We start from the raw sequence: 25,628 nt of genomic DNA, 5'->3' as shown, positions 1-25,628 counted from the left end.
ATCGCGCCGCGACACGACAAGATCTTCTCGAAAGGGAGGGGATCGTGCGTACCGATTTGAATATTCAATTGCTTGCAGGCCTCGTTTTGGCGCTCGTCACCCTGGCGTCCGGTCCGGCACCGGCGCAAACCGTGCCGGCCGAACCTGCGGTTCAGGAGTCGTCAGCGAAGCTGATCGGGAAAGTCGTCGCTGCCACCGGCTCGGTCACGATCGAGCATGCGAGTGCGGTCGTCGTTCAGGCCGCGCTGGCTGATCAAAAGGCTCAGACCAAGGTTGGTGACCTCGTCTATCTGGGCGATGTGGTGCAGACCGGAGCCGACGGTCGCGTCGGGATCAACTTCACCGACGGCACCTCGTTCAATCTGTCGAGCAACGCCAAGATGGCCATGACCGAGTTTGTGTACGACCCGAACGGCAAGTCGAATTCGACCTTGTTCAAGCTGGCCAACGGCACGTTCACCTTCGTTGCCGGCAATATCGCCAAGACCGGCGACATGAAGATCGACACTCCCGCCGCGACGATGGGAATTCGAGGCACCACGCCGCGCATCGAAATATCTGACGATGGTACGGTCAAGTTTGCGACGCTCGTCGAGGAGGGCAAGAGCAAGCTCCTCAGAAAGCCCGCGACACGTGCGACGCCGCAAGGCGAGCAAAACACCTACCACAGGTTCAACCCGAACATCTGTCGAGGGTGCTAGGCGAGCGGAAACCGGTGTGTGTGCATCGTCAAAACCGGAGCTCGACATGAAGCCTCGTGCAGGTAGCGGTGCCAGTGGCGGCCTGGCGGCGGTGCTTCTCATCCTGCTGTTGCCGGCATCGCCGGCCGGCGCGGAGAGCGCAAAGCCCAAGGGCAGCTATCTCAAGGACATCGGGTTGTGCAGCGGCCTCAATCACACGCCGGCCGACGCGCGCATCGGTGCGTGCACGACGCTCATCGATGCGGGGCAGGACATGACGCCCGCCGGCCTCGCGATCGCCTACAATAATCGCGGCAACGCCTATGCCGCCAAGGGAGACTACGACCGCGCCATCGGCGATTTCGATCGATCGATCGAGCTCAACCCGACCTACACCAAGCCGTTCAACAACCGCGGCGTAGCCTACTTCAAGAAGCGCGAATACGATCGCGCGACCGACGCTTTCGATCAGGCCATCAAGCTCAACCCGAACTACGGCGAAGCCTTTGCCAACCGGGCGGGGGCCTATCTGAAGAAAAGCGACTATGCCCACGCAGCGGAGGACTACGATCAGGCCATTCGCCTCGAGCCGAACCTCGACGGTGTGTGGAATGGACGCTGCTGGAGCCGGGCTATCCTCGGCGCGCTGCAGGCGGCACTGGAGGATTGCAACAAGGCGCTGCAATCGGGGCCGGCCAACGCCGCGACCTACGACTCGCGCGGCCTGATCTATCTCAAGACCGGTCAGCTCGGCGCGGCCATCGACGACTATAGTTCCGCGCTCCGCATCGATCCGAAGCTGGCAAGCGCACTCTATGGGCGCGGGCTGGCGAAGCTGAAGCAGGGCGACAAGGCCGGCGGCAACGTCGACATCGCGGCGGCCAAGGCCATACAGAGCGGCATCGGCGACGACTTCACGCGTTACGGCGTGCAATAACGTCGATGGCCGGTGCACGCCATGGCAAGGGCGCGGCCGGCTTGATGCCGTCGCGGCGGGTCACTAAGGCATGATCCGGAAAAGTGCGAAGCGGTTTTCCGAAAAGATCATGCTAAAGCAAGAATCCAAAGCGCGACGACGATTCAACGCAATCTCATCGCGCTTTAGTCCATGATCTCGACTGTCGCCGAACGGCCGGCGACCAGCGCGATGCGATCCGGCAGGTGATCCAGCGCGATGCGCACGGGGACGCGCTGCGCGAGCCGAACCCAGCTGAAGGTCGGATTGACGTTGGCGAGCAGGTTCGCGCCGTCGGTGCGGTCGCGGTCCGCGATGCCGGCCGCGATGCTCTCGACGTGTCCGGTGAGCCGGACCGGCTCGCCCATCAGCCGCACCTGCGCCTTGTCGCCGACGCGAATGCGCGCGAGCTTGGTCTCCTCGAAATAGCCCTCGACATGCAGCGTGTCGGTATCGACCAACGCCATCACGCCCTTGCCCGCGGTGACATAGGCACCGGGTCGCAGGTCCATATTGGTGATGGTGCCGTTGACGGACGCATGCACCTCGCTGCGATCGAGGTTGAGCTGCGCGACGGCGCGATCGGCGACCGCCTGATCATAGGCGGCCTTGGCCTGCAGCTGCGTGGCCAGCACCTGCTCCTGCTTCTGCTGCGACACCGCGTCGGTCGTCAGCGAGTTGTAGCGCTTGAGGTCGGAATCGGCCTGATCCAGCGTCGCGCGGCGGCCGGCGATCGCCGCATCGGCCTGCTGCAATGCCAGCGCAAAGCGTGCGCGGTCGATCCGGAACAGGACGTCACCGCGATGCACCTGCTGATTGTCCTTGACCAGCACGTCGGTGACGAAGCCGGACACGTCGGGGGCGACCTGAACCACGTCGGCACGGACTCTGCCGTCGCGGGTCCACGGCGACTCCATGTAGTAGACCCAGAGCGCGCGCGCGACGGCGAGCGCGGCAACCACCGCAACGGCGGTCAGCGCGACCCGGCCAAGCCAGGCGAAATTTCCCTTCATGGCAGAAACTCCGAAAGATAAACGACGACGCCGAGCAGGCATACGTACAGGGTGAAATTGAACAGCGCGCGATGCCACACCAGCCGGTAGAGCCCGAAGCGCTGCATGATCCGGCTCACCACCGCGCTCAGCGCGTAGGCCACGATCAGCCACAGCAGCAGCGCTGGGACCAGGACACCGTAGATGTCGAGCTCATACCTCATGCAGCAAAACTCTCCTCGGGCTGCGATCGATACGCAGGTGCATTGGGAAACAGGCCGCGGCGGATGCCGACGAGGCCGAGCAGTGCATGGTCCCGCGCGCGCTCATTGGAATCCTTGACGACCGCGGTCACCGTCGCGTCGATGCGTGACAGCAGTTCGGCCGGCATCGCCTGGTCCGCATGGGCGCGAAACGCCGCCGCGAGGTCGTCCAGCATGTCGTCGATGGCCCGCACGGTCGATGCGGCAAGCCCGTAACGGGCCCGCCTGAGGTCGATGATGTTGAGCCCGATGCGCAGCTGGACCAGGCTGTCGGCATCGCGGCGGTCGGCCTCGGAAATGAAGGCGATGCGCTGGACCAGCAGGCCGAGCCGATGCAGCATCAGGCCGGCAAACTCTGCGCGATCGCCGTGGCCGCGCCGCTCGGCCGCGACCGCGAGCGTCTGCCAGCTCGAAATCATCAGCCGCTTGGCGATCCATTCGGCGCCGACGCCGCGGGCGATCCGGGTCACGATCTCGGCGATCACGATACCGAGGAAGAAGGCGACGGAGCTGTTGGCAAAACTGGCGAAATCCGCGCTGTAGGTCGATTGCAGCGCGAGCAGCGTCGCGGTGTTGACAGCGAGAGCCGAGCCGATCGGTGCGGTTTTCGGCCGCGCGATCAGGAAACCGTAGGTGAGGAAGGTCGGCGCCAGCGCTGCGATCAGGACCTCGACATGGGAGATGCCCGGCACCAGCGCGAACTGGTAGATCGCGACGACGGCGATCGCGACCAGCGAAAACAGGCCGAAGGCGCGGATGCTGCGCGCCGGCTCATCCTGCGCGGCGAAGAAGGAGCAGGCGACTGCTGCCATCATCGGCGCCGAGGCGCCATCGGCCCAGCCGGTCGCAATCCACAGGCCGCAGCAGATCAGGATCGCCACCGCCGCTCCCGCGGCCGACCACAGCGCCATGCCATGGTCGCGATGCCGGACCGGTGCTGCCCCCGATTCCGGGTGGAACGCCAGCGAGACGGTGGAGATGTCGCGGCCCGCGACCATCGCATCGCCGATAGCGCGGCAATCGGCCGAGATGTCGACAAGCTCGCGCAGCCGGAGCAGCAGGCTGATCGTGATGATGCGCTCCCGCGGCGCGAGGCCGTCGAGCGCCGATTGCCGCTCGGCGATCGCAGCGCGGATCGGCTCGCCGGATTGCCGCTGGCGATCCTCGTCCACGATCCATGCGGCGAGATCGTCGATCAGGTGCCGCAGCTCCGGTTGCCTTTGCGGGACTGCCCCGCCGAGCGCGGCAAGCCGGTCTTCGATCGACGTGACGATCGGCAACAGCATCAGCATGCGCAGCCGGATCTCGGCGAGGCCGCGCACGGTGCCGGCATCAGCCAGCCGGTCGTAGGCGAGATGGGTCGCCAGCGTATCGATCTCGACGATGTCGGTCGCAAGGCGGAGGCGCTGGGCCCGTCGCGTCTCGCTGGTCCCGCGATCAAGCAGCACGTCGCGCGACAGCCGGCGCGCATCCGCCAGCCAGCTCCTGACGCGGCCGCCGACTGCCGGCGCGACGCTGCGGGGAAACACCACGGTCGACACCAGGCTCGCGCAGATGATGCCGAGCGAGATTTCCTCGACCCGCGCCAGCGCCACGTCGAAGATGCTGCCGGGGTCGGCCACCGAGGGAAAGCCGATCAGCGCGACGGTATATCCGCCCAGCATGAAGACATAGCTGCGCGGCGTGCCGTCGAGCAGCGACAGATATAGGCAGAGCCCGACCCAGAGCGCGATCGCGAGGCACAATAGCTCCGGCGCATTGATCAGGTTGGGCACCAGGGCGACCGTCATGCTCGCGCCGACCAGGGTGCCGATCACGCGGAAGAACGCCTTCGAGCTGGTCGCGCCGGCCAGCGGCTGCGAGGTGATGTAGACCGTCGCCATCGCCCAATAGGGACGCGGCAGATCGATCGCCAATGCGATGACGAGCGCCAGCATCGACGCGGCGAACGTCTTCAACGCGAAGATGAGGTCCGCGTGGCGGACCAGGAACGGCTCTTCGGCGCGCATGACTATTTCGCCTCTGCAGCGGTGGCCCGTTGCTCGATGCGCTGGAGCGTCTCGAAGGTTACCGCAAGTTCCTCGCTGCCGATATCCTTCAGCAGGCCGGCCCGCACCCGGCGCAGCACCCGGTTGATCTCCTCGACCTTGGCTTCGCCTGAAACGGTGAGATGCAGCGTCTTGGCGCGCCGATCGGTCGGATCCTCGCGGCGCTCGACCAGGCCTTCGGACTCGAGCAGATCGATCAGCCGCACCAGTGAAGGCCCTTCGATTCCGAGTTCGTCCGCCAGCACGCCCTGGCGGACGTTTTCCCCCTGTCGCGACAGCACCAGCAGCGGGATCGCGGTCGCGTAGGACAGGCCGTGATCCGACAACGCCTGATCCGACTCGCGACGCCAGATCCGCCCAAGCCTGGTGATCAGGCGGCCGATCTCGGCATGGATATGGGATTGCGACGGGGGCATGCCCAATTAGATAGGATGCTATCTATTAGGCTGCAACTGTATTCGCTGGGATATCTCCGTCGATCACGCGAATGGGAACGCGATGGCGCGCATGATGATGGGTTTGGCCGGGCTGACCTTGTCGAACGACGATTGAGTTCGGTGAACGTCCGCGCCGCCTACGGATCGAGCTCAGTATCCCAGTAGAGATAATCGAGCCAGCTCTCGTGCAGATAGTTCGGCGGGAAGAGCCGGCCGTTGCGGTGGAGCTGATGCACGGTGGGTGCATAGGGCGTCTGCTTCGGAAACATCTTGGCCTGCTGCGGCGTCAGATTGCCCTTGCGCAGATTGCAGGGCGAGCAGGCGGCGACGACGTTCTCCCAGGTGGTCTGGCCACCCTTGCTGCGCGGAATGATGTGATCGAAGGTGAGGTCGTCGCCCGACAGGCAATACTGGCAGCTGAATCGGTCGCGCAGGAAGACGTTGAACCGGGTGAAGGCGGGGTGGGTGGTCGGCTTGACGAAGGACTTGAGGGAGACGACGCTCGGCAACTGGATTTCGAAGGAAGGACTTCGTACCGCGCGGTCGTAATATTCGACGATATTGACGCGATCGAGGAACACCGCCTTGATCGCGTCCTGCCAGGACCAGAGCGACAGCGGGTAATAACTCAGCGGCCGGAAGTCCGCATTCAAGACCAGCACCGGCCAACCGCCTTGCGAGACATGTGCGTTCAAATAACGCTCCTGACTCCCATTAGCTGCGAAGCAGCATGCACTCACATACTACAGGCAGCGTGACGGGATTGTGAAGAGCAATGAGCAGCTTATCCGCCGTCCCCTGCCATGTTCCTGCCCCGATTGCCTCCTGCCCGCGAGGCCCGTAAAGGGAGCCGCAAGCCCCCTCGGCCAGTGACGGACCCCTGCCGATGACCACGACCACAAGCTATCTCGAGGCACCGCGCCGTTTGCGCGCATTCGTGCGTGCGCACGAGACGAGCCTCGTGGTGCTGGCGGTGCTGATCGGCGCCATTGGCGGCCTCGTGGTGGCGGTCATGAGCGGCCTCGTCACGGTGCTGCATTCCGTGCTGTTCAATCTGCCGCTGGGCGACCGGCTGTCGAGCCAGTCCAGCATCGATCCCGTGCGCGCGCTTCTGGTTCCCACGATCGGCGGCCTGCTGCTGGGATTTGCGTTCCTGCTGCTGCTCCGGGTCCGGCCGGCCCGCGAGATCGACCCGATCGAGGCCAACGCGCTTTATGGCGGACGGATGTCGTTCCGCGGCAGCGTGATCGTGGCGCTGCAGACGATCTGGTCGAGCGGCGTCGGCGGCTCGGTCGGGCTCGAGGCCGGTTACACCCAGCTGTCGAGCGGCCTCGCCGCCTCGCTCGGTCGCGGTTTTCATCTCCGCCGCAACGACCAGCGAATCATGGTCGGCTGCGGCGCGGCGGCGGCGATCGCCGGCGCCTTCAGCGCGCCGCTGGCCGGCGCGTTCTATGCTTTCGAACTTGTGATCGGCGGCTACACGCCGGCGAGCCTGACCCCGGTCGGCGTCGCGGCGGTGACCGGCTATTTCGTCGCCCATGCCTTCGAGCCGCTGCCGCTCGGTGTCGGCGTCGGAACCGTCGGTGACGTGCTGGGGCGCGATCTTGCGATTGCCGCGCTGCTCGGCATGGTCGCCGCGCTGACCGGCATTGCGATCATGCGCGGCGTGACGCTGTGCGAGGCCATCCTCGCCAAGACCAAGCTGTGGCCGCCGCTGCGGCCGGCGCTCGGCGGGCTTGCAGTCGGCGCGATGGCGCTGCTGACGCCGCAGGTGATGTCGTCGGGCCATGGCGCGCTGCGTTTCGCAGGGATCGTGGCGATGCCGCTCGCCTTCATCGCCGGCGTGTTCGCGCTGAAGGCCGTGGCCTCGATCGTCTCGCTGGGCTCCGGTTTCCGCGGCGGCTTGTTCTTCGCCACGCTGTTCATGGGTGCGCTCGGCGGCCGGCTGTTCGCGGCCGGTGTCGACATCGTGTGGCCGGGGCTCAACCTCGATCCGAACGCTTACGCGGTGATCGGCATGAGCGCGCTGTCGGCCTCGGTGATCGGCGGTCCGCTGACGATGTCGTTCATCGCGCTGGAATCCACCGGCAATCTCTGGCTCACCACCGCGGTGCTGGTCGCGGTCATCATCTCGACCACCATCACCCGCGAGCTGTTCGGCTATTCGTTCGCGACCTGGCGGCTGCATCTGCGCGGCGAGACCATCCGCAGCGCCGCCGACATCGGCTGGATCCGCGATCTCACGGTCGGCAAGATGATGCGGCAGGACATGATCACGGTGAACGCCGCGATGCCGATCGAGGCGTTCCGCGAGGAATTCCCGCCGGGCTCGAAGACCCAGGTCGTCGCGGTCGACGGCGAAGGCCATTATGCGGGGCTCGCGCTGGTGGCGGAAGCGCACGCGCCGGACCTCGAGGAGGACAAGGGGCTTGCCGGCATCCTGCGCTACGCCGACGTGGTGCTGCATCCCGGCATGAACGTGCAGGAGGCGATCGCGGTGTTCGACGCGGCCGAAGCCGAATCGCTCGCGGTGGTCGAGGACGACGGCGACCGCCGGCCGATCGGCCTGCTCACCGAAGCGCACGCGATGCGGCGCTATGCCGAAGAATCCGAGCAGCGCCGCCGCGAGGTGATCGGCGAGATTTGATTTTGGCGGTGCTTCTCGACCCGTCATCCTGAGGTGCGAGCTCTTGCGAGCCTCGAAGGATGAACGGCCACCAGCCGGGCCGTCCATCCTTCGAGGCTCGCTCCGCTCGCACCTCAGGATGACGGGGATAGAAAAAGGCTCGCGTTTGCGATGACTACCCCATCACCCGCTCCAGCTTCTGCAAGCACCGCGTCACGCGCACCGCCGCCGGCATCTCGGTGTCCGGAAAGCTGGTCTTCCAGTCGGTGACGCCGACTTCGCCGACATAGATGTCGCCGCGCGAATTCAGCGCGAGGCCGTGCGGCGCCAGGAATTTTCCGGTCTCGACGCCGGGGCCGTGCTCGCCGCCGAGCCGCGCGATGCGCTTGCCGGTGTGATCCACGATCGACAGCCGCGGGCCGAGATTGGGCACCTTGCGGTTGACCGCCATGCCGGGCCCGAGCTCGCCGATCACGAAGTTCGGCTGCTTGCCGCCTCCACAGCAGCACAGCGCGCAGGGCCGGTGCAGATTGTTCCACTGCGTCTCGTATCTGCCGTTGCCGTCGAACACCTGGACGCGGTGGTTCTCTCGATCGGCGACATAGACGTAGCCATCGGCATCGGCCGCGATGTTGTGCACGATGTTGAACTGGCCGGGATCGGTGCCGGGCTCGCCCCAGGTTTTGATCAGCTTGCCGTCCGGCGTGTATTTGTGGACGCAGGCATTGCCGTAGCCGTCCGAGACATAGATCTCGCCTTTCGGCGACAGCGCGGTATGGGTGCAGCGATGGAACGGCTCGCCGCTCATGAACGGCGCCGGCTGGTTCGGGATGCCGATCGTCAGCAGCACCTTGCCGTCGCTGGAGCATTTGCGCACGGTGTGGTCGCCGTCATCGGTGCAATAGAGATTGTCGTCGGCGTCGATGTGCAGGCCGTGGGCGCGCGAGAACACGCCTTCGCCAAAACTCCGGATGAAATTCCCCTCGCGGTCGAGCACCACCATCGGATGTTCGCCGCGGTTGAAGACATAGACGCGGTCCTTGCTGTCGACCGCGACGGAGGCGACATCCGTCAGGCTCCAGCCGTCGGGCAGCTTTGCGAAATTCTCGACCACGCGGTAGCGGTGCTCGCCGGCGCCCAGGATGGCTGGCATTGTACGTCCTCTCTCTTCTCGTCATTCGGGCTCGCGCATCGCCCCGGAATGACGGCGGTGGGAGTTATGAAAGCTTCGCCACCGGTCCGGCGTCGCGCGGCAGCAGGCCTGCCTCGATCGCCTTGATCTGCAATGCGAGGTAGCGCGAGTTGATGCGGCATTGCGCGAGGCTGCCGGCGATGAACCACAGGCCGGGCTGCGGCGTGCGGGTGTACATGTTGCGCAGCTCCTGGCCGTCGCCGAAGCCCCAGATCGGGCCGACGCGTGCGGCCATCGCCTGTCCGAACAGCTTCTTCACCAGCTCTTCCTGCGGCCGGTAGCCGGTGGCGAGCACGATCAGATCGGCGGCAACCGTCTCGCCGCCCTTCAGCCGCGCGCCCTCGCTCACGAAGGTCTCGATGTCGGAAAACTGCTTCAGCGCAATCGCGCCGCTGGCGACCAGGTCGGAGCAGCCGACATTGAAGTAATAGCCGCCGCCACGCGTGAGGTATTTGAACTGCCAGCCGGTGCCGCCGTCGCCGAAATCGAGCTTGAAGCCTTTGCGGGCGAGGCCGTCGAGCAGCGGCTTGTCGAGCTGCTTCGACTGCTCGGTCATCAGCACGTGGCTGCGCTTGGCGAGCGCAAGCGGCATCGAGGTCGCGATCAGATCATTGTCCTCGAGCGAGCCTTCATTGTAGGCGGCATAGGCCAGCTGCGCCGACGGCTCGATATTGGTGATCAGCGTCGAGGAGCGCTGCACCAGCGTGACTTCGGCGCCGGAGGAGTGCAGGTCCTGCGCGATGTCGTGGCCGCTGTTGCCGGTGCCGATGACAAGCGCGCGCTTGCCGGTCCAGCTCTCGCCGTCCTCGTAGCGGCTGGAATGCATGACCTTGCCGGAGAAATTCTTCAGGCCGGCGATCTCAGGCAAATTGGGGATGCCGCTGACGCCGGTCGCCATCACGACATGGCGCGGCCGCATCGTCCGGGTCGTGCCGTCGGCGCGGCGCAGCTCGACAGTCCAATGGCCCTGCGCGTCGTCATAGCTGCCGCCCAAAAATTCCGTGCCGGTCCAGAAGTTCAGCTCCATGGCGTCGACATAGGATTCGAACCAGTTGGCGAGCTTGTCCTTCGGGATGTAGGTCGGCCAGTTCGGCGGGAACGGCATATAAGGCAAATGATTGACCTGCACCTGGTTGTGCAGGGTCAGCGCATGGTAGCGCTTGCGCCAATTGTCGCCGACGCGCGCCTCGCGGTCGACGATCAGGGCGTCGAGCTTGAGCGCTTGCAGCCGCGCGGCAATCGCAAGCCCGGCCTGTCCGCCGCCGACCACCAGCACGTCGGGATCGCGGCCGGCATACTCGGTGGAGGCCTTGCGCAGGTCGAGCCAGTTGGGCCCGCGAAAATCGCGGGAATAGGCCTGTCCGCGCGGCCGCGTGTGGCCCTGTTGCTCCTCGAAGCCTTTCAGCTCCTCGAGCGCGGTCAGCAAGGTCCACGCCTTCAACCGGTCGCCGTCGGCGGCATCCGGGATCAGCCGCACGATGCCGTGGCCGCGGCCGGTGACGGTCTCGAACTTGAAGATCGCCTCGATCGCTTGGGTACCGGCGCGTGTCACCCGGCGTGGCGCGGCGCGCTCGGCATCGATGCGGAAGTCACGCGGCGTGCTGCGCCGCGCTTGCGCGGGCAGTTCCTCGATGATGGCAAAGGCGCGGTTGATGGTCTGGATGTTCCAGCTCAGCGCCAGCACGTCGCGCCAGTAGCTGTCGGGGTGGAACAGCGGCTTCAGGAGCACATCGTCGGGGCTCGCCAGCGCATCCTCGAACTGCACCAGCCAATTGTCGGCGGCGACCGAAATATCGTCCGTCTTGTCGAGCATCCGGCGTTTCCCGTCATCGGCCGCCTTGGTCAGTTTCCTGGCGGCGTTCCCATTGCCGCAAAGCCTATACCCATTGGCGAGGCCGCAGAAAGGGCGCGACGGGATAGCGCCTATTCGGCCAGCGACAGGATCAGGCCTTGGTCCGGCGGAACGCGGCCCTGCAAGGTATCGAGATAGGCTTCGCGCACCGCGGCGGGGCCGCGCCGCTCGACGACCTCGAGCCAATCGGGCAGATGCGGCACGAGCTCGGCCCATGCGGCGCCAAAGCGCTGGTCGATGCCGCCGGGACCCCATTCCTTGGCGCGCTTGCGGATCTGGTCCGGCGCGAAGAACCACACCGGCTTGGCGCCGGGTAGCGTCGGCTCGTCCGGCTCGCTCGCGCGATGCGTCAGCCCGACCCGGCCGGAATAGACCATCTGCGCGCCGAAGTGCCGGTGCAGGGTCTCGCGCAGCGCGCTGTTGCCGGCCATGTCGACATAGGCGACCGGCTCGGCCGCCGGAATCGCCGCGACCTGGTCATAGGTGACGACCTCGTCGTAACAGCCGAGCGAGGTGACGAAATCGACATTGCCCCTGGAGGTCAGCCCGATCACGGGAATACCCCGTTTGTGCACGAGATGGGCGAGGCCGAACGCGGTCTTGCTCGAGGCCGACGACAGGATGACGCGGCGCGCGCCATAGAACGCGTTCTCGGCGAGGAAGTCGTCGACCAGGAACGACAGCATGAACAAGGGCAGCAGCAGCGCCCGGAAATCGCCCTGCCGGCCGGCATAGGTCGGGTCGCCGGAGACGCGGGCATAGGCGTTGTAGACCGGCGAGACCTCCTGCCGGTGCGCCGCGCCGTCGCGCAGGCCGCGCTTGCTGACGTCGGCTGCTTCAATGACGAGGTGCGTCGCCATCGGGAAGTAGCCGAACAGCGTCTCGCCGACGGCGACCATGGGATGTTTCGAGGCCAGCACCTCGCCGAAGCCCCAGACCGGGATGATGCCGTAGTCCTTGGGCGCGGGGAACAGCTGCCAATATTTCAGCTGCTCGCCGATCACGGCATAGGTGATGTTGTTGGCTGTGAAGGCGAAGCGGGTGACTTTCACCAGCAGCGCGTCGGCCGGCAGCGCCGCTTCATCGGGCAACTCGGTCTCGATCACCTTGCATTGCTGCAGGTCGTTGCGGATGACGATGAAGTCGGTCGAGTTCATGGCGATGATCCCAGCTTCGGATACGCCGGCATCGTTGCGTCGATTACCGACCTATTGCAACAGCAACTAAGTTTCAAACGCCGTTCGCTTCATCGCCGCCTCAGCTCAGCGGAGCTGGCCTTCGCGGTAGAGGTCGCGCAGCTTGCGCTTGAAGATCTTGCCGGTCGCCTCGCGCGGCAGCGCGTCCATGAAGCGAATATCTTTCGGCACCTTGAAATTGGCGAGCTTGCCGCGCAGGAACTCCTGGATCGCCACGGCCGACAGTGTGCTGCCGGCTTCCGGCTCGACGCAGGCGAACAGCCGCTCGCCATATTCGTCGTCGGGAACGCCGAACACCGCGCAGTCGCGGACGCCGTCCATGCCGATCAGCGTGTTCTCGATCTCGGCGGGATAGATGTTGACGCCGCCCGAGATCACCATGTCGCGCTTGCGGTCGCACAGGAACAGATAGCCGTCGGCGTCGAGATAGCCGACATCGCCGACGCTGATCAGGCCGTCGCGGTCGGCCTCGGCGCGCGCCTTGGCATTGCCGTGGTAGTCGAAATCCGACGTCGCGGTCTGGCGCATGAAGATCTCGCCGGGCTCGCCGACCTCGCATAGCGTCCCGTCGGGCCGGAAGGTCTTGACGATGCCGCCTTCGATCGCGCGGCCGACGGTGCCGGGCTTGGCCAGCGCTTCCGCCGACGAATGCCAGACCGGGATGCCGGTCTCGGTCGAGCCGAGATATTCGTTGATGACAGGTCCCCACCATTCGATCATCGCGCGCTTGACGTCGACCGGGCAGGGCGCCGCGCCGTGCACGATGAAGCGCAGCGACGACAAATCGTAGCGGCGCCGCGTCTCCTCGGGCAGGCGCAGCAGCCGCACGAACATGGTCGGCACCATGTGCATGTGGGTGACGCGGTGACGCGCGATCAGTTGCAGCAGATCCTCGGGATCGAAGCGCGGCTCGAGCACGATCGCGCAGCCGTTGCGGAACGCGAGCATGCCGTAGGAGTGCGGCGCCGAATGGTACATCGGGCCGTTCATCAGGATCACCTGGCCCTCGTTCGGCTTGACGCCGTAGGTGAGGGCGCCAACCCGCGCGGCCGCCGCCTGCTGCTCGGGCCGCATTGGCTTGCGCTTGACGCCTTTCGGCAGCCCGGTTGTGCCCGACGTATAGAACATCGGCGCGGCGCCGATCGGCGCGTCGGTCAGCGGCTGATGCGTCTCACGCCAGACGTCCCAGTCGGTCATGCCATCGGGCACGCGCGTGGATGCCGCCGCCACGCCATAGGCCGCGGCGATCTCCGGTGGCGTCGTCACCACCAGCAGCTTGATATCAGGCGGCAGCCCGTCGCGGATCTGCGGCAACAGATCCGCGTGGCAGACCAGCGTATCGGCACCGCTGTCCGTGAGGATATAGGCGACCTCGTCGGCCTTCAGGTGCCAGTTGATCGGCACCACCGGGCTGCCGAGCGCGGCTGAGGCCGCGACCACCTCGAACAGCGCGAAATCATTGCGCAGCATCATGCCGACCGGCTTGCCGCCCTGCACGCCGAGCGCGCGGAAGCCGGTTGCCGCCCGCGCGATGCGGGCGTGGATGTCGCGGTAGCTGATCTGCCGGTCGCCGCTGATGATCATGCTGCGTTTCTCCAGGCGCTCAGTGTCAGGCGCTCGCCTTCATGAAATCGTTGCGCGCCTCATTAAACTCCGCCTTCAGCCGCGCCACCAGCTCGGCGACCGGCGGGGCGTCGACGATCTGGCCGATGCCCTGGCCCGAGCCCCAGATGTCGCGCCAGGCCTTGGCCTTGGTGTTGCCGCCGGAGCCGAAATTCATCTTGGATTTGTCGGCAACCGGCAAATTGGCCGGATCGAGGCCGGCTGCTGCGATCGACGGTCCAAGGTAGTTGCCGTGCACGCCCGTAAACAGGTTCGAATAGACGATGTCGTGCGCGGCATGCTCGGTCAATGCCTGCTTGTACCTGACATCGGCATTGGCTTCCTCGGTCGCGATGAAGCGGGTGCCCATGTAGGCGAGGTCGGCGCCGAGCGCGAGCGCGGAGGCGATGCTCCAGCCGTCGGAGATCGCGCCCGACAGCAGGATCGTGCCCTTGAACCATTGCTTGACCTCGCGCACCAGCGCGAACGGCGACAGCGTGCCGGCATGTCCGCCGGCGCCGGCGCAGACCAGGATCAGGCCGTCGACGCCCTGCTCGGCCGCCTTGCGCGCGTGCTTGACGTTGATGACGTCGTGGAACACGACGCCGCCATAGGAATGCGCGGCCTCGACGATCTCGGACGGCGGACGCAGCGAGGTGATGATGACGGGCACCTTGTGCTTCACGCAGGTTTCCATGTCGCGCATCAGGCGGTCGTTGGAGGCGTGGCAGATCTGGTTGACGGCGTAGGGCGCGACCTTCTTCTCCGGATGCAGCGCCTGGTACTCGCCGAGCTCGTTCTCGATCTGCGTCAGCCATTCGCCGAGCTTCTCGGCCGGGCGGGCGTTCAGCGCCGGGAATGAGCCGACGATGCCGGCCTTGCACTGCGCGATCACGAGCTCCGGCCCCGAGACGATGAACAGCGGGGAGCCGACGACCGGCAGTTCAAGCTTGTTGGCGAGCGAAGCGGGCAGCGACATTTTCGGATCCTCCATGCGCCGCCCAGCCGGCGGCCGGGGCGGATCGCGATGTGTTGTGATGGTTGGAGCGGCGGCTCTGCTGGCGCGGCAATATAAGGCTGGACGGCCGCGTCATCGCGTTCAATATTGAACAGCTGATTGGTCAAGAATGAACGAAACGCGGGAGCGAACGGCATGGACTGGGATCTCTGCAAGACGTTCGTCGCGGTGGCCGAGACGCGCAGCCTTGCCGCCGCCGCGCGGCGCCTGCGCATCAGCCATCCGACCGTCGGCCGCAACGTCGCGGCGCTCGAGAAGCAGCTCGGCACCCGCCTGTTCGCCCGCTCCAATGACGGCTTGTCGCTGACGTCGTACGGCCGCAAATTCCGCGAGCATGCCGAGGCGATGGCCGCGGCCGCCTTGCGCGCCGAAGCCTCGGCGTCTGCGACCGGTGAGCAGGCCCGCGGCGTCGTCAAGCTGTCGATCGGCGCGACGCTGGCCGCGCATTGGCTGATGCCGCGACTCGGGCCGTTCCTGCGCGATCACGCCAACGTCCAGCTCGAGATCATCACCCACCCGTTTCCGGCGAGCGTGCGCCGCCGCGAGGCCGACGTGGTGCTGCGGCCGGTCGATGCCGGGGACGAGAACCTGATCGGCCGCAGGATCGGGCGGCTCGGCGCCGGCTTCTACGCCTCACGCCTCTACGCGGTCGGGCGCAAGCTTCCGGAGCGGCCGGACGAGTGGAAGGGCCACAGCGTGATCGGGTTTGCCGACCAGGCCTCGAATGCGCGTCTGGCGCGGTGGAGCGATGTCATCACGCGGCAGGGCACGCTGGTGATGCGCTGCTCCTCGCAGGGCGACATGCTTGCGGCCGCGCGGGCCGGGCTCGGGATCACGGCGCTGTCCTGCCTGGTCGGGGCCGACTATCCCGACCTGGTTCGGGTCGCGCCGCAGAAGCTCTCGAGCCTCTCCGATCTCTGGCTGCTCGCCCATCCCGATCTGGTCGAGCTTCCCTCGGTGCGCGCCGTGATCGGCTTCGTCACCGACTGCGCGCGCGAGGACCGCGTCAGGCTGCGCGGTTAGAACGCATGCTCATAAATCCGAGATGTCTGCCTTGGAGAATAAGGCGGCCACGCGATCTGACCAGAGGGATGTCGCCGTGTGACCCGAAGCGGATATCGTCTCTATTTCTGGGTTGAGACCTTCTGGTATTGTCTTTCGACCGTAGGCTGCGGCAGTTGGAGGCATCGATGGCGAACCTCTATTTCGAAGAACTGCAGATCGGAGGCCGCAGCGCAGCTGGCCCCTACCTCGTCTCGAAGGAGGGCATTATCCGGTTCGCAAAGGAATATGATCCCATACCCCGTCACATCGACGAAGAGGTCGCCGCGCGCTCAACGTTTGGAGGGCTGACTGCATCGGGCTCTCACACATTCGCTATTTACATCTTGTTGACTGGTCGGCTCCAACCACACTTCCAAGTGCTCATGGGATTGGGTTGGGACGAGGTGAAACTGCCTAACCCGGTGCGCCCTGGTGATGAACTCGATCTGGAAATGACGGTTCTGGAGATGCGCGAATCGAAGTCAAAATCTGATCGAGGGATTGTCCGGAATCGAAATATCTTGCGCAACCAGAAGCGCGAAACCGTTCTCGAATGCATCTCCAACATATTTGTTGAGCGGCGGCCGAACGCGAGCGCCTAGCGGCTCGGGTGCACAGAATGACTTCCGCTTCTGGCCCTAAGCAGACCCCGCGGCGTACGGTTGTAGTTGCGGATCGCAAACCTTATGACATGGTCTGGTTTGCGGGACTTGGCCTTGCCAGGGAGTAGCCATGGCGGATGTATTCAGAATCGAACAGAGCGAAAGCCGCGTTTCACTGTTCAGCGCGCATCGCATGCCTCATAGCTCAAGGAAGGGGCCTATGGACTTGGCGCGCAGGAGTCTGCGCATAGCCCTCGAAGCCATCAAGCCTTCACCCGGGCAGATTATCGAAGGGGTTTATTCCAGTCAGGAGGAAGGATTCTTCGACGTTGAGAACGTCGTGTTCTACAACATCGAGTCTGCAACGTTCCGGAATTCGGCAGGCAACGGCTTGCGAGCGCGCAGATGCCGATTACACAGCGAGGCCAATAGTCCGGGGTTCCCACACATGCTGGACTACCGGTTAATCTCGAAGCCGGAAATGCCAGAATATTCCCTAGTTCATCTCAATTTCACGCCGGCTGGCCTCAATAATGTCTTCGATGTCTGGTGGGCGGTAGGGAGCGGTCAGGCGATCAGTACCGGCCCTGTAACAGGAACCTATGGTATCTACGTGGAGCTAGGCGGGTCTGCGCCACCGAAAAATCCTGCTGGGAAAATAAAGCCGCTGTTCGATGGTATCATCGCCTCCCTACAGCAGGAAGCGTGGCCTGACGCCGAGGCGGTGGAACGGCTTTCGCAAAAAAACCAGGTTGACGGAGCGCTAATTGAAGCGCGGCTGAAGAATCCCATTGTTTCGGCGATCCGCCCAAAAAAGCCGAAACCTCTGGTACTGCCATTCCGAACGGGAGTTCAGTGGCATCCCGCCGACGACCTGTGTGAGGAATGTACTCTCATTGTCACCCAGACGCCGACACCGATCTGCAATGTCTATGTGTACGCTTTGGTGTAGCCGCGGCTTTGGCGCGGAGTGACGACTTCGACCCGTTACCGACATCCGCTACTGACCGAGCGGCACTATCACCACGCACACCCATTTCACCGACAACATCTTGCGCGTCGGGCTGAACTATCAATTCCATTGATCTGATTACGGCGACTTCTGGTTCTGGCCCTTCGCGACAGCTTGCGCGGCGCAGGGACATGTCCGAAGTTGGGGGTAGACCGGAAGTCTCCAGCTGAGGGCCAAACCGGCGCTTTTGACCCATCTCCGGCATCACCCCTCCGGCACCCCGGCTATGCGCATGCCCTCACAGAGGCGCTCTTGTCCGGAGAGATAAATAGGATTGTCGCTTATTTTGGCGGCGCGCAAGCGGCGGATCGTAAAGCCTGGGTTGAGCGCCAATCCTGCTTTCGCAGCCGTTCGCGCCTCATCGAGCGCGCCGAGCAAGCCCAAGGCAGCGGCGAGCGAAAAATGCGCGAGAGGATGAGTGCGGTTGGCCTCAATGCTTCGTCGCAGCCAACTGACGGCTTCGGCATCCGCACCGAGATGTAGCTTTGCCACGCCCACAAAACGCATCAAGCGGTTGGCAACGAGATCGCGAGGGGACAGACGGAGAGCCTCGAGTACATGGCCTTCAGTCTCGGTAGGGCGCCCCATATAGAATTTGGCTAAACCAATAACGCCATGAGCATAAGCCAAATTGCGATCAAGTGCTAATGCCTGCTCGCATTCGGTAATCCCTTGCGCGGCGCGGTTTGTGTTGATGTAGACGAGTGCCAGTGTCAGGCGGGCCGCGGCAATGTTGGGAGCTAGTGAACGTGCTTTGATCGCGTTCGCTTCGGCTGCCGAAAGAAGCGCGGCTCGTTCGTCCGTTAGCAGGTCGGCTCCCACTGTCAGATCGACGTTTGCCATGCCGATCAACGCCCAAGCCGCTCCGACCCCTTGGGGATCGATCGCCAAAGCACGTTCAAAAAAGCCGCGCGCCCGGGTCGCGTGTTCAAGGGTCGGCCCGTTGTAGAAGCAGGCAGTACCTTGAAAGAACAGGTCTATTGCGTCGGGATGCCGCAACCGCTCCGCTTGTCGTGCCTCGACTACAACGAGCTGGGCACCAAACGAGTTGGCCAGCCTCGATACGATTTCGTCCTGCATATCGAAAAGATCGGCGACAGGCTTTTCGAAGCGCTCGGCCCAAAGATGTTTGCGGCTTTTGGCATCGATGAGCTGCACGTTCACTCGAAGCCGCTTGCCGCTGCGCTGCATGGAACCTTCCAGCACGTACTGGACGTTCAACTCGCGGCCGACTTGCTGTACGTCGATTGCTTTGCCCTTGTATGAGAACGCGCTGTTTCGGGCGATTACGAACAAGCCACCGATGCGCGACAAGTCCGTTGTTAGGTTCTCGGTTACACCATCGACGAAATAATCTTGTTCGGGATCGCCGCTGAGGTTGGTGAAAGGCAGTACAACGATGGAAAGACGAGGCGGTGAAAGTACGCTCGATCCCGTGCGCTGACACCGTGTCGTTGGGTTGGGTTCATCCCAGATCACGGCATAGGCTCGAACCGGACGGTCGATGTTTTTAAGGTTCTGCTCGCCCAGATCGGCGATCCTACCTCCAACCTTGCCTTGGACTTGCTCGTAAACAGCAGAGGAGATGCAGATCCCGCCGGGCACAGCAATGCCCTCAAGCCGTGCCGCGATGTTGACACCATCGCCAAAGATGTCGTGAGGCTCGACGAGCACATCACCAATGTTGACGCCCACGCGAAAAGCGATGCGTCTGTCTTCCGGGTCGCCGGTCGTAAGTTCGTGAACACGGGCTTGGAACTTCATCGCAGCCCGAACCGCTTCGACCGCGCTCGAAAACTCCACCAAAAACCCGTCGCCGGTGTTCTTCACGATGCGGCCACCGTGTTCCGCAATTGCGGGCTCGACGCCGTCAGCGAGGAGCCCCATGAGCTTGGCGTGCGTGGCCTCCTCGTCATTGTGCATGAGCCGCGAATAACTCGCCACGTCAGCGGCCAATATCGCCGTCAACCTGCGCTCGACCCGCATTGACCGCTCCTAAATCATAGTCGCAATCAAACCAGTTGCTTTACTACAACAAGTTGCAAGGATTGCCCATCAGCTATTGGCCCTTCGCGGACATTCAATCTGCCATCGTTGTTGTCTGCTTGTTAGGGCAATCCGGACCCCGCCATTTCCGCACGCCTGTACCGGATTTATGACTACGCGCCCCAAAGCTGGAACGCATGCTCAGGCCCGCGCCCGCCACAGCGTCATCGCGAGCAGGATGAAGACAGCGCAGGTCCACAGCGACTGCCAGTTCTCCAGTCCCTCGTTGAAAAGCATGTAGACGGTGGCTGCGACAAAGATGCCGGCAAAGATCGATTCCGCCAGCGGGCGCATTCCCTTGGTGGGCGGATTGAGCAGCGTCATGGCCGCAAACGGCACCGCTGCCATGGTGAGCGGCGCAAAAGGAAAATCGATGAAGCGCGGATCGAAGATGAGGCCGAGTGCGGCCGCCGTGCCGACCACGATGGTGACGGCTAAGGCCAACCCGTGCAGGGTCACCAGCATCGATTCGGTGTGGTAGCCCTTCGGACCCAACAACTCCAGGAAGCTCGGTGGTGCGCGACCCGACACGAGGGCGTTGGCGCCGAACACCGGCGAAGCCGTGGCCGCCACCAGAAGCGAGCCCCACACCAGCCAGCCTCCGGTTCCGTAGCTTTCATAGAGCAGTCTTTGGGCGGCCACCCCGAACAGGATTCCGGCCGTGGTCGCTGATACGCCGACCGCGAGCCACGCCGCGAACCCGGGCTCTCTCGGCTTGCGGCGCAAGGTCAGCCATGCCGCGCCGAAGATCAGGATCGCCAGCGCGAGTCCGCCGCACATTTGCAGCTTCCAGGACGGGAAATTGCTGATCGGCAGCCCGGGTGGATATTTCAGCGTGCGTTCTTCGGAATCGAACAGGCCCCAGGAGCCGCCGACCGTGCCCTCGATCTCCCGCTTCCATCCTTCGTCATAGGCCTCGAACAGGTTGACGCGGAAATGCTCGCGCCGGGCGAGGTCGAGGACCTCCGAGACTACCCGCGCCTGATTGACGCGCGACGGCAGCGCGGACTCGCGCATCCGCCCCTCGCTCGGCCAGCCGATTTCGCCGATGAAGATCTCCTTGCCCGGAAAAGCCGCCGCGATCTGCCGGCGCATCTCGTCAGCGTGCGCGGCGGCATTTTCCGCGCGGATCGGGATGTTTTCCCAGTACGGCAGGATGTGAACCGTGATGAAGTCGACGGCGTCGGAAAGTTCGCGGTTGCTCAGCCAGAACTCCCAGACATCGGCATAGGTGACGGGGACCGAGACCTGGGCCTTGATCGCGCGGATCATGGCGGCGAGGTCAGACGCGGACATCTCCTTGCGCAGCAAGACCTCGTTGCCGACCACGAGCGCGATGATCGTGTCCGGATATTCCTTGGCGAGGCGGATCGCCGTTTCGACCTGCGTTGCATTCTTCTTGCGGTCGCGATCGAGGAAAATGCCCTGAATGACTTTCAGCCCCGCCTTGGCCGCGAGCCCGGGAATCTGATCGAGACCGAGGTCGGTCGCATAGGTGCGGATGCAGTCGGTTATCTTCGCAAGCTGGGCGAGGTCTTCCGCGACCTGTTCCGGCGAGACCTGCGTCGCCGGCGAAAGTGATGTCTGATTGTTGCGGAACGGGGCGTAGGAGATGCACTGGACTTTATCGTTCGGATCGATCGGTGCCCGCACCAGGCTGACCGGGATGCCGAGCCACCACCATGCCGTGGCGATGGCGCCCAGGGAAATCAGGAAGAGCGTCAGCGGGGTACGGAGCGATACCAGGTCCGTCCTCCTTGCAGGAAGGATGTGCTGGACGTGCGAAATGGGCGAGGCCGGCAAATTGAAAAAATATCTGTCTGCTGATGCTACATCACGCGGTCACGCCGTTCGAGTGTTTTTCTCAACGCCCTACTTCGCGCCTGCGATCACGCCTTCGCGCTTCTTCAGCACGCGATAATACGCCCACCACAGGTGTGCTGCGGCGCCGCGCAGCGGACGCCACGGCTCGGCAAGCGGCGCCATCTGCTTCGGCGTCGGCCGCTCCTTCAGCCCGAGCCCGGCCTTGACCGCTTCCTGCACGGCGAGGTCGCCGGCCGGCCAGGCATCGCCATGGCCGAGGCAGAACAAGAGATAGACGTCGGCGGTCCAGGGGCCGATCCCCGGCAGCGCGGTCAGCGTGTTGTGCGCCGCATCGGCCTCTTCATTGGCGAGCACGTCGAGGTTCAGCCGTTCCTCGGCGAGCTCGCGGGCGATGTGCTTCAGCGTCTTGATCTTGGCCGCGGACAATCCAAGCCGGCCGAGCCGGTCGGCGCGCGCCTTGCGGATCGCATCATGGTGGAACGGATCGAACGCCTTGCTGACACGGCCCCAGATCGCGGCAGCACTCGCGGTCGACAGCTGCTGGCCGCAGATGATCGCGGCGAGCCCGGCAAATCCCGGCTCACGCTGCCGGATCGCCGGCATGCCGGTCAGTTCGAGGATCGGGCGCAGGCGGCGATCCTGGTCGACCAGCTTCTGGATGGCGTCGTCGAGGTCGGCCTGGGTTTCGAGATGAATCAGCATTGCGGGATCTGCATCGACTTGTCGTGCGCGGGGCTTGCCGCCTCTGCTAAAGCTTCGGCGGGCTTGGATGTGCGGGCCTCGGCGAAGCCTTGGCGTAGCCGGGACCCGTGCATCCATCTCCTATCGTAACAGAGTCTTGTCCAGATGGATTGCCGGGCATAGGCGAGCGGAAGTGACGCCGTCCTTCAGACGGCTATGCCCGGCAATGACGTGTGACCAACAACCATGCCACCCGTTTTCCGTTTCGCTCCGAGTCCGAACGGCTATTTGCACCTCGGCCACGCCTATTCGGCGCTGCTCAACCACGATCTGGCGCGGCAGTCGGGCGGACGCTTGCTGCTGCGGATCGAGGACATCGATTCGACGCGCTGCCGGCCGGAATTCGAGGCCGCGATCTACGAGGACCTCGCCTGGCTCGGCATCGCCTGGGAAACCCCGGTACGGCGGCAGTCCGAGCATTTTGCCGCTTATGGCGCGGCGATCGACCGCTTGGCGGCGCAGGGGCTGATCTATCCGAGCTTCGAGAGCCGCGCCGAGGTCGCGCGGCTGGTCACGGGAAAGGAAGCGGGCGGCGCGTGGCCGCGCGATCCGGATGGCGCGCCGCTCTATCCGGGGATGGCCAAATCGTTGCCGGCCGGGGAGCGCGACCGGCTGATCGGTCAGGGCGCGCCATTCGCGCTGCGGCTCGACATGGTCCAGGCCGCCGCGCGCGCCGGCGGCCTGCGCTGGCGGGAGGCGGGTGAGGGGCCGGCCGGCGAGAGCGGAGGGGTGGATGCCCGGCCCGAGGCCTGGGGCGACGTGATCCTGGCCCGCAAGGAGACCCCAACCAGCTACCATCTGTCGGTCGTGATCGACGACGCCCTGCAGGGCGTCACCGATGTGGTCAGGGGCGTTGACCTGTTCTGGTCGACCAGCGTGCATCGGCTGTTGCAGGACCTGCTTGGCCTGGCCGTGCCGGCCTACCGGCACCACGCGCTGATCCGGGACGCGGCCGGGCAGAAACTGTCGAAATCGACCCGGGCCACAGGTTTGCGCGAGCTTCGGGCGGAAGGGGCGAGCCTGGCCGACATCCGCCGTCTGGTCGGCTTGGTGTAGTCCGTCACGAAGGTGCGGCGCTCGCCTTCCTGTTGCGGCGTCAGACGCCGGCGGCCACCGGCTCCTTTGCATGGGGTTGTTTTCGACATTTTGGCTGGAGACGCCCTGCTCTTGCAGGGGAAGGCGCCGCAAGCGGGTGGACCGCTTACCATCATCCTGATTTGCCTTGGCTCCTCCCAAACGGCGCCGTGACTCTGCCACTCCTGGCATGCCATGTTGCCTCCGGGGGCGGGGTCACGAAGATCATGGCGACATCATCGCGCGGAGGGCGCAGCAAGCGGCGAGCAAAGGGCGCGCCGTCGAAGACCCGCGCCGCCAAGCCCCGTAAGGTCATGCCCCGCAAGGCCAAGGTGGCCAAGCGGCGCCGCACACGGGCCGCGCCAAAGGCATCAGCCAAGTCCGGTCCCGGCATGGTGGAGACCGCGCTCGCTGCGTTCGCCCATGAGGTGCGGACGCCGCTGACCGGAATCCTCGCGATCAGCAATCTGCTCGCGACCTCGGAACTCGGCGAGCGCGAGCGGCGCTGGGTCGATACCATCAAGGCCGGCGCCGAGCACTTGGCGAGCCTTGCGACCCTGTTCGTCGATGCCGCCCGCAGCGAGGGGCCGGGGCTCGAGATCCGGCAGGACTTCTTCGACCTGCGCACGCTGGCGCGCCACGCCGGCGATTCGCTCGCCGGCCGCGCCGCCGCCAAGGGACTACAGGCCTCGGTCGAGGTCTCCGACAGACTGCCCGCCTTTGCGGTCGGCGATCCCGTCCGGCTGCGCGCGGCGCTGGAAAACCTGATCGACAACGCGGTCAAGTTCACCGAGCAGGGCAGCATCGAGCTGCGTGTCGCGCCGGTGCGCGCGGCCAAGGCCAAGAATGACGGCAGGATCGGCGTGGCCTTTGCGATTTCCGACAGCGGCATCGGCCTGAAATTGTCTGAGGTGAAACGCCTGTTCCGGCCGTTCTCGCAGGCCAACGTCTCGATCGCCGCGCGGTTCGGCGGCGCCGGGCTCGGCCTGTCCTCGGTCAAGCAGCTCGCGCGTGCCATGGGCGGCGACATCGTCGCGGCCCCGCGCGCGGGCGGCGGCACCATTTTCACGCTCACCGTGATGCTGGTGCCCGCCGATGGGCCGGCCGGCGCGATGTCGAGTGAAGGTACTCCCGCGCGGGCATCGCAAGGGCTGCGGCTACTCAGCGTCGAAGACAATCCGTTCGGCCGCGTCGTGCTCAACACGATCCTGACCGAACTCGGTCACCACGCCGAATTCATCGGTCAAGGCGAGGGCGCGCCTGACCGGCTCGGCCAGGGCGCCTTCGACGCCGTGCTGATGGACATGGTGCTGCCCGGCATCGGCGGCGTCGAGGCGATCAGGCGCATCCGCGCGCTGCCGCTGCCGCAGGGCCGTATCGTGATCGTCGGGATTTCCGGCCGCGCCGAAGATGAAGCCGCGGCACGCGCCGCCGGCGCCGACGCCTTTCTGGTCAAGCCTGTGTCTCCGCGGGCGCTCGCGACTGCGCTGCATGAAGCGACACGCCGTGCGGCAGCCGCGACTTGATGATCGCGGCGTTCAATTCGCCGCCGAACACGAAGATCGCGGCAATGAAATACATGAACACCAGCGCGATCACCACCGAGGCGAGCCCCGCATACATCGTGACGTAGTTGTTGGCGAAGCGCGCCAGGTACATGCCGAAGCCGATGCCCGAGAGCAGCGACGCCACCATGGTGAAGATGATGCCGGGCAGGATCTGGGTGAAGCCGCGGCGGCCCGCCGGCAGCCAGGCATGCAGGATGAACAGCGCGACGACCAGCGCCAGTATCGTGATGCCGTAGCGCGCGGTGTTGAGCAGGCTCTCGTTGGATTCGACGAAGAACGGGATATAGCGCCGCGCCGCCTCGATGATCAGCGGTCCGAGCACGATCAGGAACGCCATCGCCAGCGAGGTGAACGCCGCGACCAGCGTGTAGCCGATCGACTCCAGCCGCAGCCAGTACCAGCGCCGCGGCTCGATCACGGCATAGGCGCGGTTCAGCGCCACCCGCAGCGCCTCGACGCCGTTGGAGGCGAAGTAGACCGCGAGCACCGCGCCGATGGTCAGGATGTCGCCGCGGGTGTTGGTCAGCACGTCGTGGATCTGGCCGGACAGCGCCCTGGCGACCTGATCCGGCCAGACCTGGAGCAGCAGCCCGACCGCCTGGTCGGCAAGCTCCTTGGAGCCGAAGAAGCCGGCCAGCGACGTCAGCACGATCAGGAACGGAAACAGCGCCATCAGGGTCGACAGCGCGATGTGGCTTGCGATCGCCCAGCCGTCGTCGGCGAGGAACGTGTAAAAGGCATCCATCACGACGTTGAAGACGTAACGAAGCTGTTTCACATTCCACCCGGCATTGTCGAAATCGCTCGCTCCGAGAACGGGTCCAGCATCTGATATTACGCGCAGAAAAGCCAGTTG

At 64.9% G+C, this 25,628-nt stretch carries 22 protein-coding genes; 8 read left to right on the top strand and 14 right to left on the bottom strand.

Translation table 11 applies throughout. The features are described 5' to 3' along the window. Positions 1 to 86 precede the first annotated feature (86 nt). On the top strand, positions 87 to 701 hold the full coding sequence (locus BI327_RS32300) for a FecR family protein (RefSeq protein WP_245334995.1): 615 nt from the start codon (positions 87 to 89) through the stop codon (positions 699 to 701). A gap of 46 nt (positions 702 to 747) precedes the next feature. Beyond that, positions 748 to 1,617 (top strand): tetratricopeptide repeat protein, encoded by an 870-nt coding sequence (locus tag BI327_RS32295; protein WP_076865359.1) that lies wholly within the window; start codon positions 748 to 750, stop codon positions 1,615 to 1,617. A 164-nt stretch (positions 1,618 to 1,781) separates the two neighbouring features. Here the strand turns inward: BI327_RS32295 and BI327_RS32290 are convergent, their stop codons facing one another. From BI327_RS32290 to BI327_RS32270, 5 genes are all read right to left on the bottom strand, one after another. After that, positions 1,782 to 2,648, bottom strand: a complete 867-nt coding sequence (locus BI327_RS32290; RefSeq protein ID WP_076865358.1) for an efflux RND transporter periplasmic adaptor subunit — start codon at positions 2,646 to 2,648, stop codon at positions 1,782 to 1,784. Further along, complete coding sequence (locus tag BI327_RS32285) at positions 2,645 to 2,851, bottom strand: DUF1656 domain-containing protein (RefSeq protein WP_076865357.1); 207 nt, start codon at positions 2,849 to 2,851, stop codon at positions 2,645 to 2,647. The genes BI327_RS32290 and BI327_RS32285 overlap by 4 nt, the downstream gene beginning before the upstream one ends. Next, positions 2,848 to 4,899 carry an FUSC family protein gene (locus tag BI327_RS32280; RefSeq protein ID WP_076865352.1) on the bottom strand — a complete coding sequence of 684 codons (2,052 nt, stop codon included), beginning with the start codon at positions 4,897 to 4,899 and terminating at the stop codon, positions 2,848 to 2,850. The genes BI327_RS32285 and BI327_RS32280 overlap by 4 nt, the downstream gene beginning before the upstream one ends. Before the next feature lie 2 nt (positions 4,900 to 4,901). Beyond that, positions 4,902 to 5,354: a MarR family winged helix-turn-helix transcriptional regulator gene (locus BI327_RS32275; protein WP_076865350.1), complete on the bottom strand. Its 453-nt coding sequence runs from the start codon at positions 5,352 to 5,354 to the stop codon at positions 4,902 to 4,904. Between the two features lie 158 nt (positions 5,355 to 5,512). Continuing rightward, complete coding sequence (locus BI327_RS32270; protein WP_016845270.1) at positions 5,513 to 6,070, bottom strand: HNH endonuclease; 558 nt, start codon at positions 6,068 to 6,070, stop codon at positions 5,513 to 5,515. A gap of 191 nt (positions 6,071 to 6,261) precedes the next feature. Here BI327_RS32270 and BI327_RS32265 point away from each other — a divergent pair, with 191 nt between their 5' ends. After that, complete coding sequence (locus BI327_RS32265) at positions 6,262 to 8,022, top strand: chloride channel protein (protein ID WP_076865349.1); 1,761 nt, start codon at positions 6,262 to 6,264, stop codon at positions 8,020 to 8,022. Positions 8,023 to 8,176: 154 nt separating this feature from the next. On the opposite strand, the gene BI327_RS32260 is transcribed toward BI327_RS32265, so the two are convergent. From BI327_RS32260 to BI327_RS32240, 5 genes are all read right to left on the bottom strand, one after another. Then, entirely contained in the window at positions 8,177 to 9,154 is a 978-nt protein-coding gene (locus BI327_RS32260; RefSeq protein ID WP_076865346.1) for a peptidyl-alpha-hydroxyglycine alpha-amidating lyase family protein, read from the bottom strand. A 64-nt stretch (positions 9,155 to 9,218) separates the two neighbouring features. Further along, complete coding sequence (locus tag BI327_RS32255; protein ID WP_076865344.1) at positions 9,219 to 11,006, bottom strand: flavin-containing monooxygenase; 1,788 nt, start codon at positions 11,004 to 11,006, stop codon at positions 9,219 to 9,221. Between the two features lie 110 nt (positions 11,007 to 11,116). Next, positions 11,117 to 12,202 carry a DUF2855 family protein gene (locus BI327_RS32250; RefSeq protein ID WP_076865342.1) on the bottom strand — a complete coding sequence of 362 codons (1,086 nt, stop codon included), beginning with the start codon at positions 12,200 to 12,202 and terminating at the stop codon, positions 11,117 to 11,119. A gap of 105 nt (positions 12,203 to 12,307) precedes the next feature. Further along, a complete protein-coding gene (locus BI327_RS32245) occupies positions 12,308 to 13,825 on the bottom strand; it encodes an acyl-CoA synthetase (protein ID WP_076865340.1) in 1,518 nt (505 codons plus the stop codon). A gap of 25 nt (positions 13,826 to 13,850) precedes the next feature. Then, positions 13,851 to 14,822 (bottom strand): NAD(P)H-dependent flavin oxidoreductase, encoded by a 972-nt coding sequence (locus BI327_RS32240; protein ID WP_076865516.1) that lies wholly within the window; start codon positions 14,820 to 14,822, stop codon positions 13,851 to 13,853. A gap of 174 nt (positions 14,823 to 14,996) precedes the next feature. Here BI327_RS32240 and BI327_RS32235 point away from each other — a divergent pair, with 174 nt between their 5' ends. The 3 genes from BI327_RS32235 to BI327_RS32225 all read left to right on the top strand — a co-directional run bounded on the left by BI327_RS32235 (position 14,997) and on the right by BI327_RS32225 (position 17,459). After that, positions 14,997 to 15,884: a LysR family transcriptional regulator gene (locus BI327_RS32235; protein ID WP_076865338.1), complete on the top strand. Its 888-nt coding sequence runs from the start codon at positions 14,997 to 14,999 to the stop codon at positions 15,882 to 15,884. A gap of 167 nt (positions 15,885 to 16,051) precedes the next feature. Beyond that, positions 16,052 to 16,507, top strand: a complete 456-nt coding sequence (locus tag BI327_RS32230) for a MaoC/PaaZ C-terminal domain-containing protein (protein WP_076865336.1) — start codon at positions 16,052 to 16,054, stop codon at positions 16,505 to 16,507. Between the two features lie 130 nt (positions 16,508 to 16,637). Then, positions 16,638 to 17,459 carry a hypothetical protein gene (locus BI327_RS32225; RefSeq protein ID WP_143271726.1) on the top strand — a complete coding sequence of 274 codons (822 nt, stop codon included), beginning with the start codon at positions 16,638 to 16,640 and terminating at the stop codon, positions 17,457 to 17,459. 264 nt (positions 17,460 to 17,723) lie between these two features. Here BI327_RS32225 and BI327_RS32220 read toward each other — a convergent pair whose 3' ends face one another. The 3 genes from BI327_RS32220 to BI327_RS32210 form a co-directional block, all read right to left on the bottom strand. Further along, positions 17,724 to 19,505 carry an adenylate/guanylate cyclase domain-containing protein gene (locus tag BI327_RS32220; RefSeq protein WP_076865331.1) on the bottom strand — a complete coding sequence of 594 codons (1,782 nt, stop codon included), beginning with the start codon at positions 19,503 to 19,505 and terminating at the stop codon, positions 17,724 to 17,726. 201 nt (positions 19,506 to 19,706) lie between these two features. Continuing rightward, positions 19,707 to 21,269, bottom strand: coding sequence for a glycoside hydrolase family 17 protein (locus BI327_RS32215; protein WP_076865515.1), 1,563 nt, complete (start codon positions 21,267 to 21,269; stop codon positions 19,707 to 19,709). A gap of 168 nt (positions 21,270 to 21,437) precedes the next feature. Then, positions 21,438 to 22,091 (bottom strand): DNA-3-methyladenine glycosylase family protein, encoded by a 654-nt coding sequence (locus BI327_RS32210; RefSeq protein ID WP_076865330.1) that lies wholly within the window; start codon positions 22,089 to 22,091, stop codon positions 21,438 to 21,440. A gap of 225 nt (positions 22,092 to 22,316) precedes the next feature. Here BI327_RS32210 and gluQRS point away from each other — a divergent pair, with 225 nt between their 5' ends. Next, entirely contained in the window at positions 22,317 to 23,186 is an 870-nt protein-coding gene (gene gluQRS, locus BI327_RS32205; RefSeq protein ID WP_076865328.1) for a tRNA glutamyl-Q(34) synthetase GluQRS, read from the top strand. 245 nt (positions 23,187 to 23,431) lie between these two features. After that, a complete protein-coding gene (locus BI327_RS32200; protein WP_076865327.1) occupies positions 23,432 to 24,730 on the top strand; it encodes an ATP-binding protein in 1,299 nt (432 codons plus the stop codon). Here the strand turns inward: BI327_RS32200 and BI327_RS32195 are convergent. Next, positions 24,657 to 25,517 carry a YihY/virulence factor BrkB family protein gene (locus BI327_RS32195; protein ID WP_394329903.1) on the bottom strand — a complete coding sequence of 287 codons (861 nt, stop codon included), beginning with the start codon at positions 25,515 to 25,517 and terminating at the stop codon, positions 24,657 to 24,659. The genes BI327_RS32200 and BI327_RS32195 overlap by 74 nt on opposite strands. Between the last annotated feature and the right edge of the window lie 111 nt (positions 25,518 to 25,628).

It is taken from the genome of Bradyrhizobium mercantei (genome assembly GCF_001982635.1).
In the GTDB taxonomy this organism is placed as follows: Bacteria; Pseudomonadota; Alphaproteobacteria; order Rhizobiales; family Xanthobacteraceae; genus Bradyrhizobium; species Bradyrhizobium mercantei.
The sequence above is the reverse complement of the archived record's forward strand: the minus strand, read 5'-3'. Positions and strand labels throughout refer to the sequence as shown.